Annotated in this window: 13 protein-coding genes; 2 read left to right on the top strand and 11 right to left on the bottom strand. The window is 70.6% G+C overall.

What is annotated here, in order from left to right; all coding sequences use genetic code 11:
* Nucleotides 1–39: 39 nt before the first annotated feature.
* Nucleotides 40–189 (bottom strand): hypothetical protein, encoded by a 150-nt coding sequence (locus AMY39116_RS46835; protein WP_020419353.1) that lies wholly within the window; start codon nt 187–189, stop codon nt 40–42.
* 128 nt (nt 190–317) lie between these two features.
* On the opposite strand from AMY39116_RS46835, the gene AMY39116_RS0319665 reads away from it, so the two are divergent.
* A complete protein-coding gene (locus AMY39116_RS0319665) occupies nt 318–785 on the top strand; it encodes an enoyl-CoA hydratase-related protein (protein ID WP_020419352.1) in 468 nt (155 codons plus the stop codon).
* A gap of 67 nt (nt 786–852) precedes the next feature.
* Here AMY39116_RS0319665 and groL read toward each other — a convergent pair whose 3' ends face one another.
* From groL to AMY39116_RS0319625, 8 genes are all read right to left on the bottom strand, one after another.
* A complete protein-coding gene (gene groL / locus AMY39116_RS0319660) occupies nt 853–2,502 on the bottom strand; it encodes a chaperonin GroEL (protein ID WP_020419351.1) in 1,650 nt (549 codons plus the stop codon).
* A 39-nt stretch (nt 2,503–2,541) separates the two neighbouring features.
* Nucleotides 2,542–3,567 (bottom strand): NAD(P)-dependent alcohol dehydrogenase, encoded by a 1,026-nt coding sequence (locus AMY39116_RS0319655; protein WP_020419350.1) that lies wholly within the window; start codon nt 3,565–3,567, stop codon nt 2,542–2,544.
* Entirely contained in the window at nt 3,564–4,301 is a 738-nt protein-coding gene (locus tag AMY39116_RS0319650; protein ID WP_020419349.1) for an iron-sulfur cluster assembly protein, read from the bottom strand. The genes AMY39116_RS0319655 and AMY39116_RS0319650 overlap by 4 nt, the downstream gene beginning before the upstream one ends.
* Complete coding sequence (locus AMY39116_RS0319645; protein ID WP_020419348.1) at nt 4,298–5,332, bottom strand: amidohydrolase family protein; 1,035 nt, start codon at nt 5,330–5,332, stop codon at nt 4,298–4,300. The genes AMY39116_RS0319650 and AMY39116_RS0319645 overlap by 4 nt, the downstream gene beginning before the upstream one ends.
* Before the next feature lie 86 nt (nt 5,333–5,418).
* On the bottom strand, nt 5,419–5,769 hold the full coding sequence (mimD, locus tag AMY39116_RS0319640) for a propane 2-monooxygenase effector subunit MimD (RefSeq protein WP_017981677.1): 351 nt from the start codon (nt 5,767–5,769) through the stop codon (nt 5,419–5,421).
* Nucleotides 5,766–6,866 (bottom strand): aromatic/alkene monooxygenase hydroxylase subunit beta, encoded by a 1,101-nt coding sequence (locus AMY39116_RS0319635; RefSeq protein ID WP_020419347.1) that lies wholly within the window; start codon nt 6,864–6,866, stop codon nt 5,766–5,768. Before AMY39116_RS0319635 ends, mimD begins: the two co-directional genes overlap by 4 nt.
* A gap of 20 nt (nt 6,867–6,886) precedes the next feature.
* Nucleotides 6,887–7,933 carry a 2Fe-2S iron-sulfur cluster-binding protein gene (locus AMY39116_RS0319630; protein WP_020419346.1) on the bottom strand — a complete coding sequence of 349 codons (1,047 nt, stop codon included), beginning with the start codon at nt 7,931–7,933 and terminating at the stop codon, nt 6,887–6,889.
* 68 nt (nt 7,934–8,001) lie between these two features.
* Nucleotides 8,002–9,639, bottom strand: coding sequence for a methane monooxygenase (locus AMY39116_RS0319625; RefSeq protein WP_020419345.1), 1,638 nt, complete (start codon nt 9,637–9,639; stop codon nt 8,002–8,004).
* Between the two features lie 185 nt (nt 9,640–9,824).
* Between AMY39116_RS0319625 and AMY39116_RS0319620 the strand changes: the two genes are divergently transcribed.
* A complete protein-coding gene (locus AMY39116_RS0319620) occupies nt 9,825–11,606 on the top strand; it encodes a sigma-54-dependent Fis family transcriptional regulator (protein ID WP_020419344.1) in 1,782 nt (593 codons plus the stop codon).
* On the opposite strand, the gene AMY39116_RS0319615 is transcribed toward AMY39116_RS0319620, so the two are convergent.
* Nucleotides 11,567–12,124, bottom strand: coding sequence for a hypothetical protein (locus AMY39116_RS0319615; protein ID WP_235716174.1), 558 nt, complete (start codon nt 12,122–12,124; stop codon nt 11,567–11,569). The two genes, AMY39116_RS0319620 and AMY39116_RS0319615, sit on opposite strands and share 40 nt — an antisense overlap.
* Nucleotides 12,112–15,564: an indolepyruvate ferredoxin oxidoreductase family protein gene (locus AMY39116_RS0319610; RefSeq protein WP_020419342.1), complete on the bottom strand. Its 3,453-nt coding sequence runs from the start codon at nt 15,562–15,564 to the stop codon at nt 12,112–12,114. The genes AMY39116_RS0319615 and AMY39116_RS0319610 overlap by 13 nt, the downstream gene beginning before the upstream one ends.
* Nucleotides 15,565–15,586: the final 22 nt, after the last annotated feature.

Below are 15,586 nucleotides of genomic sequence, written 5' to 3'. Positions count from 1 at the left end.
TCAGCATCGGCTCGACCCGGCAGCCGCGCGGGACTGACCTCACCGGCGGGGGCGCTCGGCCCCCGCCGGGTCGATCCGCCAGCCGGACCCGGTCAGTGCGCTGAGCGCCCGTTCCAGGCACTCGCCGTGCGGGCGCTCAGCGGTTTCCTCCCCGCGTGGCTCCTCGACGATCGGCTCGTTCAGCGTCATTCCCTCGTCCCTCCTGACTCGCCCCCAGCACACCAGAGCCGGCCCTGCGCGGCGGTCTCATTGTGAGACAAGGGAAACCGCCGCGCGCCAGTAGCGTACGGGGACCCCGAGCGTTCCAGGAGGCGACGATGCTGGACCTGCACTACGAGTCGGGAGCGGTGGTGGTCCGCTTCCGGGCGCCACGACCGCTGAGCGCCGAACTGCTCGACGGGCTCGCCGCGGCTCTCGCCTACATCGGGCCCGGGCATCCGATCGTCCTGACCGGGGTGGACGGTGTCTTCGCGGCGGACGTCGCGCCCGGGGACAGCGCGGCGCTGGACCGGCTGCCGCCGGTGCTGGAGGCCCTGCGCGCCCACCCGCTTCCCGTCGTGGCCGCCCTCAACGGCGACGCCGTCGGCGCGGGCTACCACCTGGCGGAGGCCGCCGACGCCCGCATCATTTCGGGCGGGATCGTGCAGCCCGCGCCTCCGCACGGGGTTCGTCACCGTCCGCTCGCGGCGGTGGCGGCAGGGCTGGCCGAGGTCCACTGCGCACCGGAGGACCTCATCGGCACCGCTCTCCGGCACGCCCGCGCACAGGCACCGGTCGCGGGATAGCGCGCACAGCACAGCGCCCACACAGCAAGGGGCCCCACGCAGCACGCGTGGGGCCCCGTCGCCGTACTCAGTAGATGTTGGACGGGCGCACCATTCCCTCGGCGAGGTCACCGGCGCCCGGAGCGATGATCGCGCCAGGGTTGACCAGCACCTCCTCCACGATCGCGGTCTCCGTGGTGATCAGCAGCGCCGCGATCGACGCCGCGCTCTCCAGCGCCGAACGGGTCACCTTGAGCGGGTCGACCACCCCGGCGGCGAACAGGTCGGTGTACTCGCCGGTCAGCGCGTCGAACCCGCCGCCGTTGTCCATTGCGGACACCCGTGCCAGCACTTCTTCACCGTCGTAACCGGCGTTCGCGGCGATCCACCGCAACGGCTCCCCCAGCGCCCGGCGCACGATCTCGCGGCCCTGCGCCGCGTCGCCGTCGAGGCCGACCAGGTCGACACATCGCGCGGCCTGCGCCAGCGACGCCCCGCCGCCGGCGACCACGCCCTCCTCCAGCGCCGCCCTCGCCGCCGCCAGCGAGTCCTCGACCCGCAGCATCCGCTCCTTGAGCTCGACGCTGGTGGCGGCGCCGACGCGGACGACGGCGATGCGCCCGGACAGTCGGGCGATGCGCAGCCGCAGGCTGTCCTGGTCGTGCTCGATGCGGGCCCGCTTGAGCTGCTTGTCCAGCTGGCCGATCCGCGCCCGCACGGCCTGCTCGTCGCCGGCCCCGCCGATGATCGTCGTGGTGTCCTCGGTGATCGTGATGTGCTCGCAGCGGCCGAGGTCGGCCTCGGTGACCTCGGCCAGGGTCAGCCCGGAGTCGTCGCTGACCACCCGGCCGCCGAGCGCGGCGGCGAGGTCCTCCAGCTCGGCGACCCGCCGGTGCCCGAAGCCGGGCGCGCGCACCACGACCGCGGGGTAGGTGCCGTGCACGTTCCCGCTGAGGATCATCTGCAGCGCGGGCCCGTCGACGTTCTCGGCGAGGATCACCAGCGGCCTGCCGAGCCGCCGGGCGGCCTCCACGGTCGGCATCAGGTCCTGCACCTGGCTGATCTTCTTGTTGGTCAGCAGGATCGCGGGATCGTCGTAGGCGGCCTCCATCCGATCCCGGTCGGTGACCATGTACGGCGAGGTGTAGCCGTGGTCGAACTCGATCCCATCCACCAGCTCGACCCCCAGGCCGGGCTCGTCGGACTCCTCCACCTCGACCACGCCTTCCCGGCCCACCGCGGCCAGCGCCTGGGCGATCACGCGGCCGATGCGCTCGTCGTCGCTCGCCGCCAGCGTGGCGATCCGCTCCAGCTCGGCCTCACCCGACACCTGGGCCGCGGATTTGCGCAGGTACTCCACGACGGCCTCGACGGTCTCCTCGATACCGCGGCGCACCCGCATCGGGTTCGCCCCCTCGCCGAGGGCGGCCAGCCCCTCCCGCACCATCGCCTGGGCGAGCACCGTCGCGGTGGTGGTGCCGTCGCCGACGGCCCCGTTGGTCTTCATCGCGACTTCCTTCACCAGCTGGGCGCCCATGTTGGCGAACGGTTCCGCCAGCTGCACCTCCCTGGCGATGGTGACGCCGTCGTTGGTGATGGTCGGCGGGCCGGTCAGCTTCTCCAGCACCGCGTTGCGCCCCTTGGGGCCCAGGGTGACCTTGACCGCGTCGGCCAGCGTGTTGACGCCGAGTTCGAGCCGGCGCCGCGCCTCGACGCTGAACCGCAGCTGCTTCGCCATGATTCCTACTTCCTTTCCGTGCCGGGAACAGCACGCGGTTCAGGGGATGAGGATCGCCCGGCCGCGGACCTTGCCCGCGCTCAGGTCGTCGATGGCCTGCTGGAACTCCTCCAGCCGGTAGCGGGCGGTGTGCAGTTTCACCCTGCCCTGGGCGGCGAGCACCATCAGGTCCTGCAGGTCGGTGTAGGAGCCGACCAGGTTGCCGATGAAGTTGATCTCGGTGGAGATGATGTCGATGGTCGGCACGTCGAGGTTCTCGCCGTAGCCGACGACGTAGTAGTTGCCCGCGCGGCGCAGCATGCGCACGCCCTCCGACGTCGAGCCGCCCTCGCCGACGAAGTCGAGCACGGCCTCGGCGCCGTGCCCGCCGGTCAGGTCGAGCACCTCCGGCACGTGGTCGCCATCGGCCACCACGGTGACGTCGGCGCCGACCTGCTCGGCCAGCCGCAGCGCCGCGGGGTTGCGGTCCACGACGACGAGCGTGGCCGCGCTCATCGCCTTCAGGCACTGGATGCCGATGTGGCCCAGACCGCCTGCCCCGATGATCACGCACACCTCCCCCGGCCGCAGCACCTTCGCCGCCTTGGCGGCGGCGTGCTGCGCGGTGAGCCCGGCATCGGCGAGCGCGGCCACGTCGGCCGGCTCCAGGCTGTCGTCGAGCTTGACGCACGACCGCGCCGAGGTGAGCAGGTATTCGGCGTACCCGCCGTGGGTGTCGATGCCGGGGAACCGCGAGTTCTCACAGTGCACGTCGTCGCCGAGCCGGCAGGACCGGCACAGGCCGCAGGTGATCAGCGGGTGGAGGATCACCTTGTCCCCCACCGCCACGTTCGTGACCGCGTCGCCGACGGCGTGCACCCAGCCGGCGTTCTCGTGGCCGATCGTGTAGGGCAGGACGACGCCGGACTTCTCCGCCCACTGCCCTTCCAGGATGTGCAGATCGGTCCGGCACACGCCCGCCGCGCCCACCCGGACCACGACGTCCAGCGGCCCGGTGATCTTGGGCTCCTCCACGTCGCGCAGTTCCAGGTTCGAGTGGTAGCCGGTGACCTGTGCGGCTTTCATGGGTGGCTCCTGGTGTTGGTGACGACCGGGGCGGAGCCGGCGGGATCGACGCCGGCGTAGCGGGTGGCGAGCAGGCCCCGGCAGAAGTGGGCGTTGCCTTCGATGGACACGCGGGTGGTGGTGGCCAGCCGCAACCGCAGCGCCACGTCCGAGCGGGCGACCGGGGTGCCGTCGTGGTCGACCATCACCCGCGCCTGCGAGTGGTTGGGCAGGCCGATGGCCTCCCGCCGCCGCATCAGGGCCGACTTCAGGCGGCCCTCCGGCAGGTCGAACAGCTCCAGCAGCGGCAGTTCCTCGACCGTCCAGGCCCCGCTGGCCAGCACCGACCGGCAGCACCGCTCCATCGCGGCCAGGTGGGCCTTGCGCTGGAAGGTCCGGCGCAGCTCGTCGAGGCTGTCCTGCGCCTCCACGCCGAAGGTGCCGACGTAGCCGAGCCTGGCGGCGGTACCGGCGTTGATCTTGTCGGAGTCGTGGTGGTCGTCGAGCAGCACCCGCACCCGGCCCGCACCGGGCACCGCGGCCAGCGCGTCGTAGGCGTCGGCCACCATGAGGTAGGCGAAGTTGGGGGCGCAGAACGACGTGGGCAGCCGCAGGTGCACCTCCACCCCGTCGTCGTCGATCGCCACGGACCGGACGAAACCCAGCTCGGTCACCGGTTCGTCCAGTTCCGGGTCGAGCACGGTGGACAGCGCCGCGAGCACCTCGGCTTCGACGGACACGGCCATCCGGGTCATGGGGCACCAGCTCCCGCGGCGACCTCGGCGTCGGCGTCGCCGGCCTGGGTCGGCAGGCGCAGCTGCCGCGGCACGTCCAGGTCGTAGAGCGCGGCGGCGTTGAGGCCGAGGATCTTCTTCTTCTGGTCGGTGGTGATCGGCGCGTACTCCGGCATGTCCGCCGGGATCTGGAAGTCGACGAACTTCTCCACGAGCCACTTCGGCGTCCACAGCGCGTAGTCGCTGCCGAAGAGGATCTTGTCCTCGCCGATCCAGTACAGCAGCTCGCCGATGATCTGGGCGAAGTAGCGCGGCCGCGTGTGGATGAACGGCATCGCCACCGCCAGCCCGCCGTAGACGTTGGACTCCTGCGTGGCGATCCAGCAGAAGTCCTCCAGCCGGGGAAGACCGACGTGCTCGACGACGAAGTTGAGGTCGAGGTAGTCGGTGGCGACCTTGTCGATGTCGGCCACGTCGAAGGCGTCCCGGTCCAGCGGCCGGATCGTCGGTCCCTTGTGGACGTGGATGTTGCGGATGCCGAGTTCGAGGCACTCCTCGAGGTACCGGCGCGACCAGGGCTCGTCGAGCTTGTAGCCGCGCGAGTCGCCGTGCCATTCGGCGGTGTAGAGCTTGACGCCCTTGAGCCCGAAGCGTTCCGCGTCCCGGCGCAGCTGCTCCAGCCCGGCCTCGCCGTGGCGCGGGTCGTAGGCGTGGTTGTAGGTGAGCTTGTCCGGGTGCTGCCGGGTGAGCCCGAACGCCTCCTCGGTCTGCCCGAACCCGTTGTGGTAGAAGTCGCTCAGCAGCGTGGCCTGGAAGATGGCGTGGTCGACGTAGCCCTCGCCGAAGAGGTCCTTCATGAAGCGTTCGGCGCCGTAGTAGGTGTAGGTGTCGTAGTCCCAGACGACCTCTTCCGGGCTCAGGTTCTTGTGGTAGTCGTAGAAGCAGTCGATGAACTGCTTGCCGTGCACGTTCTTGTGGTTCGAGGCCCGCCCGTCCCAGATGTGGACGTGGCCGTCGACCACGTAGTACTTCTCGCCGTCCTTTTCGTACATCGCTCGCCCTTCACGGTGCTGGTGCTCGGTGGAACCGTGGTGGCGGGCCGGACGGCCCGCCACCACGAGTGCGGGGTGTGGTGTCGTCAGCCGTGCGCGGAAAGGTCGAAACCGATGTACTCGGCGGCGTCCTCGGGGTTGGCGAACAGCAGGGTGCGGTCGTCCAGGTGCACCATGCGGCCGTAGTGGGTGGAGCTGATCTCCTCGAAGATCGACCCGTCGAACGGCTCGCCGAGGGCCTCGGTCAGCTCGTCGTAGTCGAACTCCAGGAGCCGGGTGCCGTCCACGCGGATCATCGACGGGTACTCCACGAGCGAGACGCCGTCCTTGGCTCCCATCACGTCGGCTACCACGCGCCCGACGGGGGTGTTCATCAGCGTGACGCCGCACATGTTCGAAGACCCGGCCTGCGAACCGAACTGCATGGTGCTGCTCACTTGTCCAACTCCTTCGGGATGTCCAGCCCGATCTCCTCGAGCAGCTGGGTGAACTTCTCCTTGGTCGCGCCGAGCGAGTCGGCGAAGGTGCGGGCCTTCTCGGCCGGCTGCGACCAGATCGGCTGCAGCGCGTAGGCGGCGTCCAGGCACGGCGGCACCCACTTCGCGAGCCACCGGCCGAACAGCTCCTTGTTGGCCTCGCCGTGCTGCTCGTCGCGGGTGAGCATGCGGAACAGCGCCCGCGTGTAGCCGAGGTCGCGGCTGTAGTCGTGCTCGCCGGTGCCCACGATCGTCGGGGTGATGTAGTCGCCGTTGGTGGCGGAGATCTGCATGACCAGTTCCGACCGGAAGAGCTGGCCGACGAGCTGCTCGAACACGACGTTGGCGCCGAACAGCAGTTCCGCCCAGTCGCCGACCGCGGTGAGCTCTTCGACGGCCTTGCGGGTGGGCTGCCACTCCTCGGCCGAGGCCCACACCTCCTTGTGCACCGACCCGTCGAAGGTGTCCAGCGACTCCGACAGGTCCAGGTTGAACAGCGCGAGGTCCTGCGCGAAGCGCATCTTGTGCGCCGCGTTGACGGCCACCGCGGTGTTGATCATGTTGGTCGGGCCGGAGCGCTGGATCGAGGTGAACACGTGCAGCGCCATCCCGTTCTCGGCGTGCATCCACGCTCCGAGGTTGCGGGCGATGAACTTCTGCCAGGCGGTGTTCCAGTTGCCGTAGGCGCCCGCGCGCTTGGCGTTCTCCAGGCACAGGGAGACCTGACGGACCACCGCGGAGTTGTTGCGGTAGATCGTCTGCTCCCACTCCTCGTTCGGGTCGAGGAAGGCGTGCCAGTTCGACGACTTCGCGGCGGTCCACTCCTTCGGATAACCGCCGGGCCCGTCGCCGAAGCCGTAGATCCAGCCCTGGGACAGGTGCCGCTCGGGGTCCGGCTGCACGTCGACGGTGACGTCCTCGTACACCGTGGCGCGCAGCTTCGCCGGCTTGAAGTAGTTGTAGCTGCGGCTCTTCGAGCTCGGGAACTCCAGGGCACCCGCCTCGGAGTCGGTGAACTCCACCTTCGGGAAGCTGCGCGTCTTCGCACTGCTCGTCATGTGATGTCTCCTTGCGATGTCTACTCGTCGCGAACCGACGTGGTGAATTTGTCGTAGAACACCTGGTCGTCCGGCACGCCCTGGCTCGCCGCCAGCGCCAGCGCGGCGTCCACCATGGGCGGCGGGCCGCACAGGTACACCTCGCTGCGGTGCAGCTCGGGCTCCCTGGCCGCCACCACGTCGGTGACCATCCCCGGTTCGGCCGTGACCCCGAGCTCACCGGCGCCCTCGGTGGACTCCGAGAGCGCGACGACGAACCCGAAGTCGGGCAGCCGTTCGCCCAGGGCGCGGATCTCGTCCAGGTAGAACAGGTCCGCGGCGGTGCGGGCGCCGTAGTAGAAGCGGATCCGCCGGGTGTCCCCGGTTTCGCTGAGGTGGCGCAGCAGGCTGAGCACCGGAGCCATACCGGCGCCGCCCGCCATCAGCACCAGGGGCAGCACGTGCCCGTTCTTGAGCGTGAAGTTGCCGTACGGCCCGGTCAGCTCGATCGTGTCGCCGGCCGCGATCCCGTCGTCGAGCAACGCGGAGAACCGGCCGCCCGGGTACTTCTTGATGACGAACTCGATGTGGTCGGCGGTGGATGGGATCGTCGCCATCGAGAACGACCGGTGCTCGTCGGTGCCCGGGATGGTCAGGTCGGCGTACTGGCCGGGTTTGAACTCGTACGCCGGCGGGTCGACCGGCTTGAGCTTGAGCCCGACGATGTCGTGCGTGTGCTCCACGATCTCGACGACCTCGGTCCGGATCCGCTGCAGCGGGGCGGAGTTGAGCAGCTCCTCCTCGTCGAAGTTGAGCAGCTCGATGGTGCAGTCGCTGAAGGCGTGCGCCCGGCACAGCAGCACATAGCCCTCTTCGACCTCGGCGTCGTTGCAGGCGAACGTCGAGTAGCGCTCCATCTGGATCTCGCCGTCCAGCACGTACGACTTGCACGCCGAGCACTGGCCCTCGCGGCACCCGTGCATGAGGTGGATGCCCTGGCGGAACGCGGCGTCGAGGATCTTCTCGTCCTCGCCGACCTCCATCTCGATGTCGACCGGTTCGAAGGAGATGCGGTGCTTGTCGGCCATTGGTCTCTCGATTCTCCGGGGAGCGGACGGCGGTGGGGGCACACCGCCGTCCGCGGGTCCTCAGGCCGTCAGGCGACCGTGACGTTCGGGTTGGCGCGGTAGGCCGCGGCCCACTCCTCGCGCTCCTGATCGGTCATCTGGTTGAGCGTGACGTTCGGGCTGGCGAACCGGATGCCGCGGAGGTCGTCGAGCGTCCACAGCTTCTTCGGGTCGTCCAGGTCCAGGTGCGGCTGCGGGATGAGCGTCTTGCCGTCGTCGCGGACGTAGCCCAGGTCCTTGACGATGTCGGCGAGATCCCGGTCGTGGTGCAGCGTCTCCCACTCGCGCTTGCCGGTGAGCCGGCCCATGTTCGGGGTCTCCCGGCCCTCGTACTCGGGGCGGAAGGCGACCTTGTCGGTCCAGGCGCAGGTTTCCGAGCAGTAGGTGCGCCACTGGTCGTCGACCTTGTCGACCACCAGGTCCTCGCGGACGAGGCAGGGCACCATGCAGGTCCAGCAGCGGTGCGGGTACTCGTAGCCGACCTCTTCGAACGCGATCGGCTTGTTGCGGCCCGGGTAGCGCAGCCGGTTGTAGGCCTCCCACCACTTGCCGAACTGGTTGTACCAGCCCGGGTACTTGTCCTCGAACCACTCGAAGTCGGCGTCGGTCATGCCGTCGATGCGCCAGTAGTTGACCGGCCAGCCGGTGGCGAAGAACTGCGCGACCCGGTGCACGTAGAACTTGTTGGTGATCCGGTTCCACGCCTCCTCGACCAGGTCGTGCGGGATTACCAGGCCGTACTTCTCCAGCGGGAGCAGGTAGCTGCGGTAGTAGTCGTCGTAGATCCAGCGGCGCCACATCTCGGCGTAGGACTCGCGGTCCTTGCGGCGGTCCTTGGTGCCGTACTCGATGAACGTGCCGATCGCGGCGTCCACCACGCAGTGGTTGTTCCACCAGGCGTAGCGCAGGTCGCGCTCCAGCAGCGGCCGGTTGCGCTCGTCGGCCAGGGCCATCAGCAGGATGGAGTAGCCGTTGCTGATGTGCCGGGACTCGTCGGACTGCACCGAGTGGAAGACGGTCGGCAGCAGGTAGTCGCCGTTGGCGGCGGCCTCGTCGGGCATCGCGACGAACAGCGTGTTGGTGAACGCGGTCTCGGCCACCACGGTCAGGTAGATGTTGGCCGCGGTGATCGCGTCACCGGTGATGAACCCCTCGCCGAACTGGCGGCCGATGGTGCCCGCGTAGTTGTTCGCGAACGCCTTTTCGGTGATGTCGAACCCCGCCGGGTCGATGTAGTTGTTCATGTACAGCTTCTTGAGGTTCATCTGGATCGTGGAGTGGCGAACCTCGTCGATCATCTGCACCGCGAGTCCGTTGTGGATCTCCGGGTTCGGCACCGCGTCGATGGCCATCGGCATCGCCCGCGCCGCGGAGATCTCCGGGAACGGGATGATGGACAGGAACAGCTTCTGCCACTCCAGCCAGCGCTGCTGCACCTGCCGGAACATGTTGCCGCGGATCGCGCCGTCCATCGCGCCGAAGACGCGGTTGTCCTTCTCCTCCTCCATCGGGAAGTAGGACCGCATGATCTGCTTGAGCGGGTCCTTCTTGGGGGCCTTCTCGAACGTGTAGTCCGTGCCGAACCGGGTCGCCGGTGTGGCGAAGGTGGGCTCCCAGGACAGCTCGGTGATCTTGTTGTGCGCCTTGGTGAGACTCTGCCTGCTCAATTCAGCCTCCTCGGGCCGGGTCTCGCCGCCCGGCAGTCGTCACTGACGGGGGAGAGTGTGTTGCGCTTCGCAGGTGAGTTCTGTCTCAATGTGAGACCGAGACACTGCACGATCTCCGCCACGATGGGTTGTCGTGGGTGGAGTCAGCCCGGTGACCACAGCATTCGACGTCAAAGGAGACGGTGGTGACGAGGCCAGGACACCAGTCGGAATCGCAGGTCAGCGCGGCCCGGGAGAAGTTCCTGTCCCGGCCGGTGCCCGAACTGGCGGGCGTGCGGGAGATCATTTCGGCGTCGTGGCGGCGCGCGCTGGAGCACCGGATCGACGCCGACGAGCCCGATCCGATCTTCGTCGCCGACCGTGACGAGGACAGCCTCCTGCTGCGCAGCGCCAAACCGATCCTGGACAACCTGACGTCCGAACTGTCCGATCACCCGGTCGCCATCCTGCTCACCGACGCCGACGGTCTCGTGGTGAGCCGCTCCAGCCCGGACCGCGCGCTGCACTCCGGTTTGGACCGGATCTGCCTCGCCCCCGGTTTCAGTTACGCGGAGGAGTCGATCGGGACGAACGGGATCGGCACGACACTCGAATGCCAGCAACCCGTGCTCGTGTCCGGCTTCGAACACTTCAACAGCCGCCTGGCGACCTTCGAATGCGCCGGCGCGCCGATCCACCACCCGATCCGCGGTCACCTGGTCGGAGTACTCGATCTCACGTCGTGGACCGGCACGCCCGGCCCGCTGCTGCTGACCCTCGCCCGCACGACCGCGAAGCGGATCGAGGAAGCGATGCTCGCCGGTGCGGGGGCCCGTGAGCTGGCGCTGTTCCGCGAGTACCTGGCTTCCTGCCGGCGCGGCTCGGGCGCCATCCTGGCCGTCAACGAGGACGTGGTGATGGTGAACAACCACGCCCAGGACCTGTACGACGCGGCGGACCGGGCGGCGCTGATCACCCACACGGCCGATGTCGCCGGATCGCCCACCCCGGCCACGGTCCTGGCCGACCTGCCCTCCGGTGTGGTCGCCCGTCTGGAGTACCGCCCGGTGCACCACGGTTCGACGCTGGTCGGCGGGTTGTTCCGGGTGAAGAACCAGGCCGTGCCGCGGCGCGCCTCCGGTCCCGCCGACGTGCGGCTGCCCGGGCTGGCCGGGTGCAGCCCGGTGTGGCGGCAGGCGTGTTCCGCGGCGGAGGCGAGCATCACCGGCGGGAACTGGCTGGTGCTGACCGGCGAGGGCGGGACGGGCAAGACGGCCCTCGCGCAGGCCGTGGCCCGCCGTCACGCGCCGGGCCGCCAGGTCGTGCTGGACTGCGCTCCGGTGGGCAACTACGAGGCGTGGGCGCACGCCCTCGCCGACGAGGCCGGCTGCGGCAACTCACCGGCGGTGATCCTGCGCCACGCCGACACGCTGACCGAGGAGGGGATGCGGCGGCTCACCGAGTTGTTCACCACCTGGCAGGCCGCTCCGCCGGACGAGGCGCCGGCCTGGGTGGCGGTCACGGTGGGTGAGGACCCGCGCGGAACGGAGATCCACAACTGGCTGATGCCGTTCTTCGCGCACACCGTCGAGGTGCCGCCGCTGCGGCACCGGATCGAGGACGTGCGCCACCTCGTGCCCGCCCTGCTGGCCCGCCACGCGGGCAACCGCGATCTGGAGGTGTCGGACGCGTGCCTGCGGCAGCTGATGCGGCTGCCGTGGACCGGCAACGTCCGGCAACTCGACGACGTCCTGGCCCAGGTCTCCCGGCGGCGCCGCGCCGGCGTGATCGAGGTGGACGACCTGCCCGCGGAGTGCCGGACCGTCACCCGGCGCCAGCTGACCCGCCTGGAGGTCTTGGAGCGCGACGCGATCGTGCGCAGCCTCGCGGCGAACAACGGGAACAAGGAACGCGCGGCCGCCGACCTGGGCATGTCCCGGGCGACGATCTACCGCAAGATCCGGGCGTTCAGCATCGTGCCCGGCTGACCGGCGCGCCCGTGCTCCCCGGGGCGCCGCAGCGTCCGGGTGCGCACGGGCGCGGAGAGCACGACGTCGCGGACGGGGAAGTCGCCGAGGGCGGTCACGAGTTCGGCCACCCGGTCCGGCTCGGCGGCCAGGAACAGCGTGCAGCGGCCGTGGCCTGCCTCGACGATCTCGGCCGACATCGCCTGCGCGACGGTGACGACCTCCGGCAGCCGGTGGGCAGGCGCGTCGATCACCACGAACGCGGCGCGCCGGGCGTGCGACTCCTCGTCGGGCAGGTGGACGACCTTGAGCACGTCCGGCGAGCGGTGCAGGTACTTCACCGCCCGGCGCACCTCCGCATCGTCCCCGGCCGCCAGCTCGACCGTCATGCGGCGGCGGCCGCCCGCCGGGGCGCCGACGTCCAGGGTGAGCACGTCGAACCGCCGGGCGGTCAGGATCGTGGTGACCCGGGCGATCGCGTAGGGCGTCTCGATGACGTCCAGCCGCAGCACCGCCGAGCACGGGGCTACTGGTCGCACACCGCTCCCTCCGGCAGGTGGGCCAGGAGGTCACGCGCGCGGGCCCGGAACTTCGCCACGTTGGCGAGCTTGATGTCCTCGTAGCCGCGCACCAGGTCGGGCAGCGCGACGATCTCGCACACCGCGTCCAGCGTCGCCGGGGTCAGGTGGGTCAGCGCGTCCCGCACCAGGGCCTGGTACTCGCCGACGAGCTGCCGCTCGGTCCTGCGCACCGCGGCGTAGCCGAACACGTCGAACGGCGTGTGCCGCAGCTTCCGCGCCGCCCGGAGGCCGCGGAAGGCCACCTCGGCGGTGCGCCCGCGCAGGCGGATCTTCCGCTTCATCCCCAGCGCGCGCAGCACCGGCGGGTGCAGCATCACCGACACCTTGGCGTCCGGGCCGAACTCGGCCTCCCGCCGCGCCTTCTCCGCCGGGTCGAGGTGGAGGCGGGCGACCTCGTACTCGTCCTTGTACGCCAGGAGCTTGTGCAGGCCACGGGCGTAGGCGAGCCCGACTCGCTCAGCGGCGGCGTCGCCGGCGCGGGCCTGCGCGATGTCCACGACGCGGTGCACCTCCTCGGCGTACGCACGGGCGAAAGCCTCGTTCTGGTAGCCGGTGAGATCGGCGATCCGGGTGGCGAGCGCCGCTTCGAACCCGGCATCCGCCGGCTCCGGACTGGCGCCCGCCGCGGCGAACACCGCCTCCGGGTCGACGACGGCCGCGCGTCCCCAGCGGAACGCGGCGAGGGTCTTGTCCACGGCCGCGCCGTTGAGCCGGATGGCCTGCTCGATCGCGGCCGCCGCGACGGGGATGCAGCCGTGCTGGTAGGCGGCGCCGACGAGCAGCATGTTGGCGGGCATGTGGTCGGCGAACAGCGATTCGGACAGGCGTTGCGCGTCCAGGTGCAGGTTCGCCTGCGGTGTGGTGGCCTCGGCGACGCGCGCGAGCAGGTCGTCGACGCTGCCCGGCACGGCGACGCGGTTGGTCACCATCGCCGCGGTCGGCACCACGGAGGTGTTCAGGACCGCGATGGTGCGGCCGCCGCGCGCCGTGGCCAACGTGGACTCCTCTGCCGTACCGAGCAGGTCGAAGCCGATCAGGACGTCCACTGTGGAGCGTGACGCGCGCAGTGAGCCGCGCACCGGTTGCTTGCCTATCCGGACGTCCGAGGTGACCGGCCCGCCCTTCTGCGCGAGACCGGTCTGCTCCAGCCCGGCGGCGAACTTGCCGTCCAGGTGCGCGGCCATCTGCAGGATCTGCGACACGGTCACCACGCCGGTGCCGCCGATTCCGGGCATCCGCAGCAGCGTCTCGGTGCCGGTGACCTTCGGCTCCGGCTCGACGAGCGCCACGGGCGGTTCCCCAGGCAGCGCGCGGCGTTGCGCGCTCGGCTCGACGAGCAGGAAGGACGGGCAGTCGCCCTTCAGGCAGGAGAAGTCGGAGTTGCAGGAGGCCTGGTGGATGCGGGTCTTGCGGCCGAACTCGGTGTCCACGGGTTGCACCGACAGGCAGGTGGAGACGTCGCCGCAGTCACCACAGCCCTCGCAGACCCGCTCGTTGATCACGACCTTTTCCGCGGGTGTGGGCAGCTTGCCGCGCTTGCGCAGCCGTCGTTCCTCCGCCGCGCACTGGTCGTCGTGGATGAGCACGGTGACGCCGTCGACGGCGGCCAGTTCGGCTTCGGCTTCGGCGAAGTCGTCGCGGTGGCGGACGGACGCGATCGGGTCCAGCGCCACGCCCCGGTACTTGCCGGGGTCGTCGGTGGTGACCACGATGCGCCGCACGCCCTCGGTGGCCAGCAGCCGGGTGAGCTCGGGAACGGACAGCCGCCCGATGACCTGCTGGCCGCCGGTCATCGCGACGGCGTCGTTGTAGAGCAGCTTGTAGGTCATGGTGACACCACCGGCGACCGCGGCGCGGATCGCCAGCGAGCCCGAGTGGTGGAAGGTGCCGTCGCCGAGGTTCTGCACGAAGTGCCGGTCGCCGGTGAACGGCGCCAGCCCGATCCACTGGGCGCCCTCCCCGCCCATCTGGGTCAGCCCGATCTGCCTGCCGCGGCCGGCCCCGTCGAGGGTGATCATGACGTGGCACCCGATGCCCGCGCCGACGAGCGTGTCGTCGGCCGCGCGGGTGGAGGTGTTGTGCGGGCAGCCCGAGCAGAAGTACGGCGTGCGCTTTCCGGTGGCCAGGGGCACGCCGATGCGCGCGGGCCGCCGGGGCCGGATCGCGGCCAGGTGGGCGACCGCGGCGCGCGGCAGCCGGTCCGGGCCGATCACCGCCGTGATGCGGGCGGCCACGGCCTGGGCGACCTCTTCCGCGCCGAGCTGTCCCCGCGCGGTCAGCAACGGCCGCCCGGTCTCGTCCCGCCGCCCCACGACATTCGGCGCGCCCGGCCGCCGGTACAGCGCCTCCTTCAGGTGGCCTTCCAGGAAGGGCACCTTGTCCTCCACGACGAGCACCTCGTCCAGGCCTTCGGTCAGCCGGACCAGTTCCTGGTCGTCGAGGGGGAAGGGCATGGCGAGCCGGATCAGCCGGAGCCCGAGCGCGTCCAGCGCCGCTTCGTCCAGCCCGAGGTCGTCGAGCGCGCACTGCAGGACGGCGAACCCGGTGCCGGAGGCGAGAATCCCCAAGCGGGCGGAAGCGGCGGTGAACACCACCCGGTTGAGCCGGGCGTCGCGGGCGTAGGCGCGGGCGAGGTCCAGGCGTCGGGTGAGCATGTCGAATTCGGCGTCCAGCGCCGCCGGGCCGAGGAGGGTCGGCAACGGGCCGCGCTCGCGGCGTGCCGGCTCGGGGATGCCGGCCCGCAGGTCGGCCACGTCCACGGTCGCCGAGGCGTCGGCGATGTCGGCCACGATCTTCAGCCCGGTCCACAACCCGCTCGCGCGGGACAGCGCGACCGCGTGCAGCCCGAACTCGACGATCTCGGCCACCGAGCCGGGTGCGAGCAGCGGCATGGACAGGCTCTGCATCATCGGCTCGCACGAACTCGGCACCGTCGAGGACTTGCTCGCCGGGTCGTCGCCGATCCAGGCGACCGCCCCGCCGAGCGGCGCGGTGCCCGAGATGTTGCCGTGCCGGATCGCGTCGGCGGCCCGGTCCAGGCCGGGGTTCTTGCCGTACCAGAACCCGGTGACCCCCTCGTGCCGCCGCCCGGGCAGCTGGTCGAGCAGCTGCGTGCCCGCGACGGCGGTCGCAGCGAGCTCTTCGTTGACGCCCGGCCGGAACACCACGCCAGCCGGGTCGAGGAACCGCGCGGCCCGGCCCATCTCCAGGTCCACCCCGCCCAGCGGCGAACCCTGGTAGCCGGAGACGAACACGCGGGTGGACAGCCCGCGGGCGGCGTCCAGGCGGCGCTGTTCGAGCGTCAGGCGCACCAGGGCCTGGATCCCGGACAGCAGGACCCGCCCGCGCTCGGCGGTGTACTTGTCGTCGAGGGACACGGTGGTGGTCTGGGTGGTCACTGGGCTCTCCGTCAACCGGTCG

The sequence above is a fragment of the Amycolatopsis sp. ATCC 39116 genome (assembly GCF_000231075.2).
In the GTDB taxonomy this organism is placed as follows: Bacteria; Actinomycetota; Actinomycetes; order Mycobacteriales; family Pseudonocardiaceae; genus Amycolatopsis_E; species Amycolatopsis_E tucumanensis.
The sequence above is the reverse complement of the archived record's forward strand: the minus strand, read 5'-3'. Positions and strand labels throughout refer to the sequence as shown.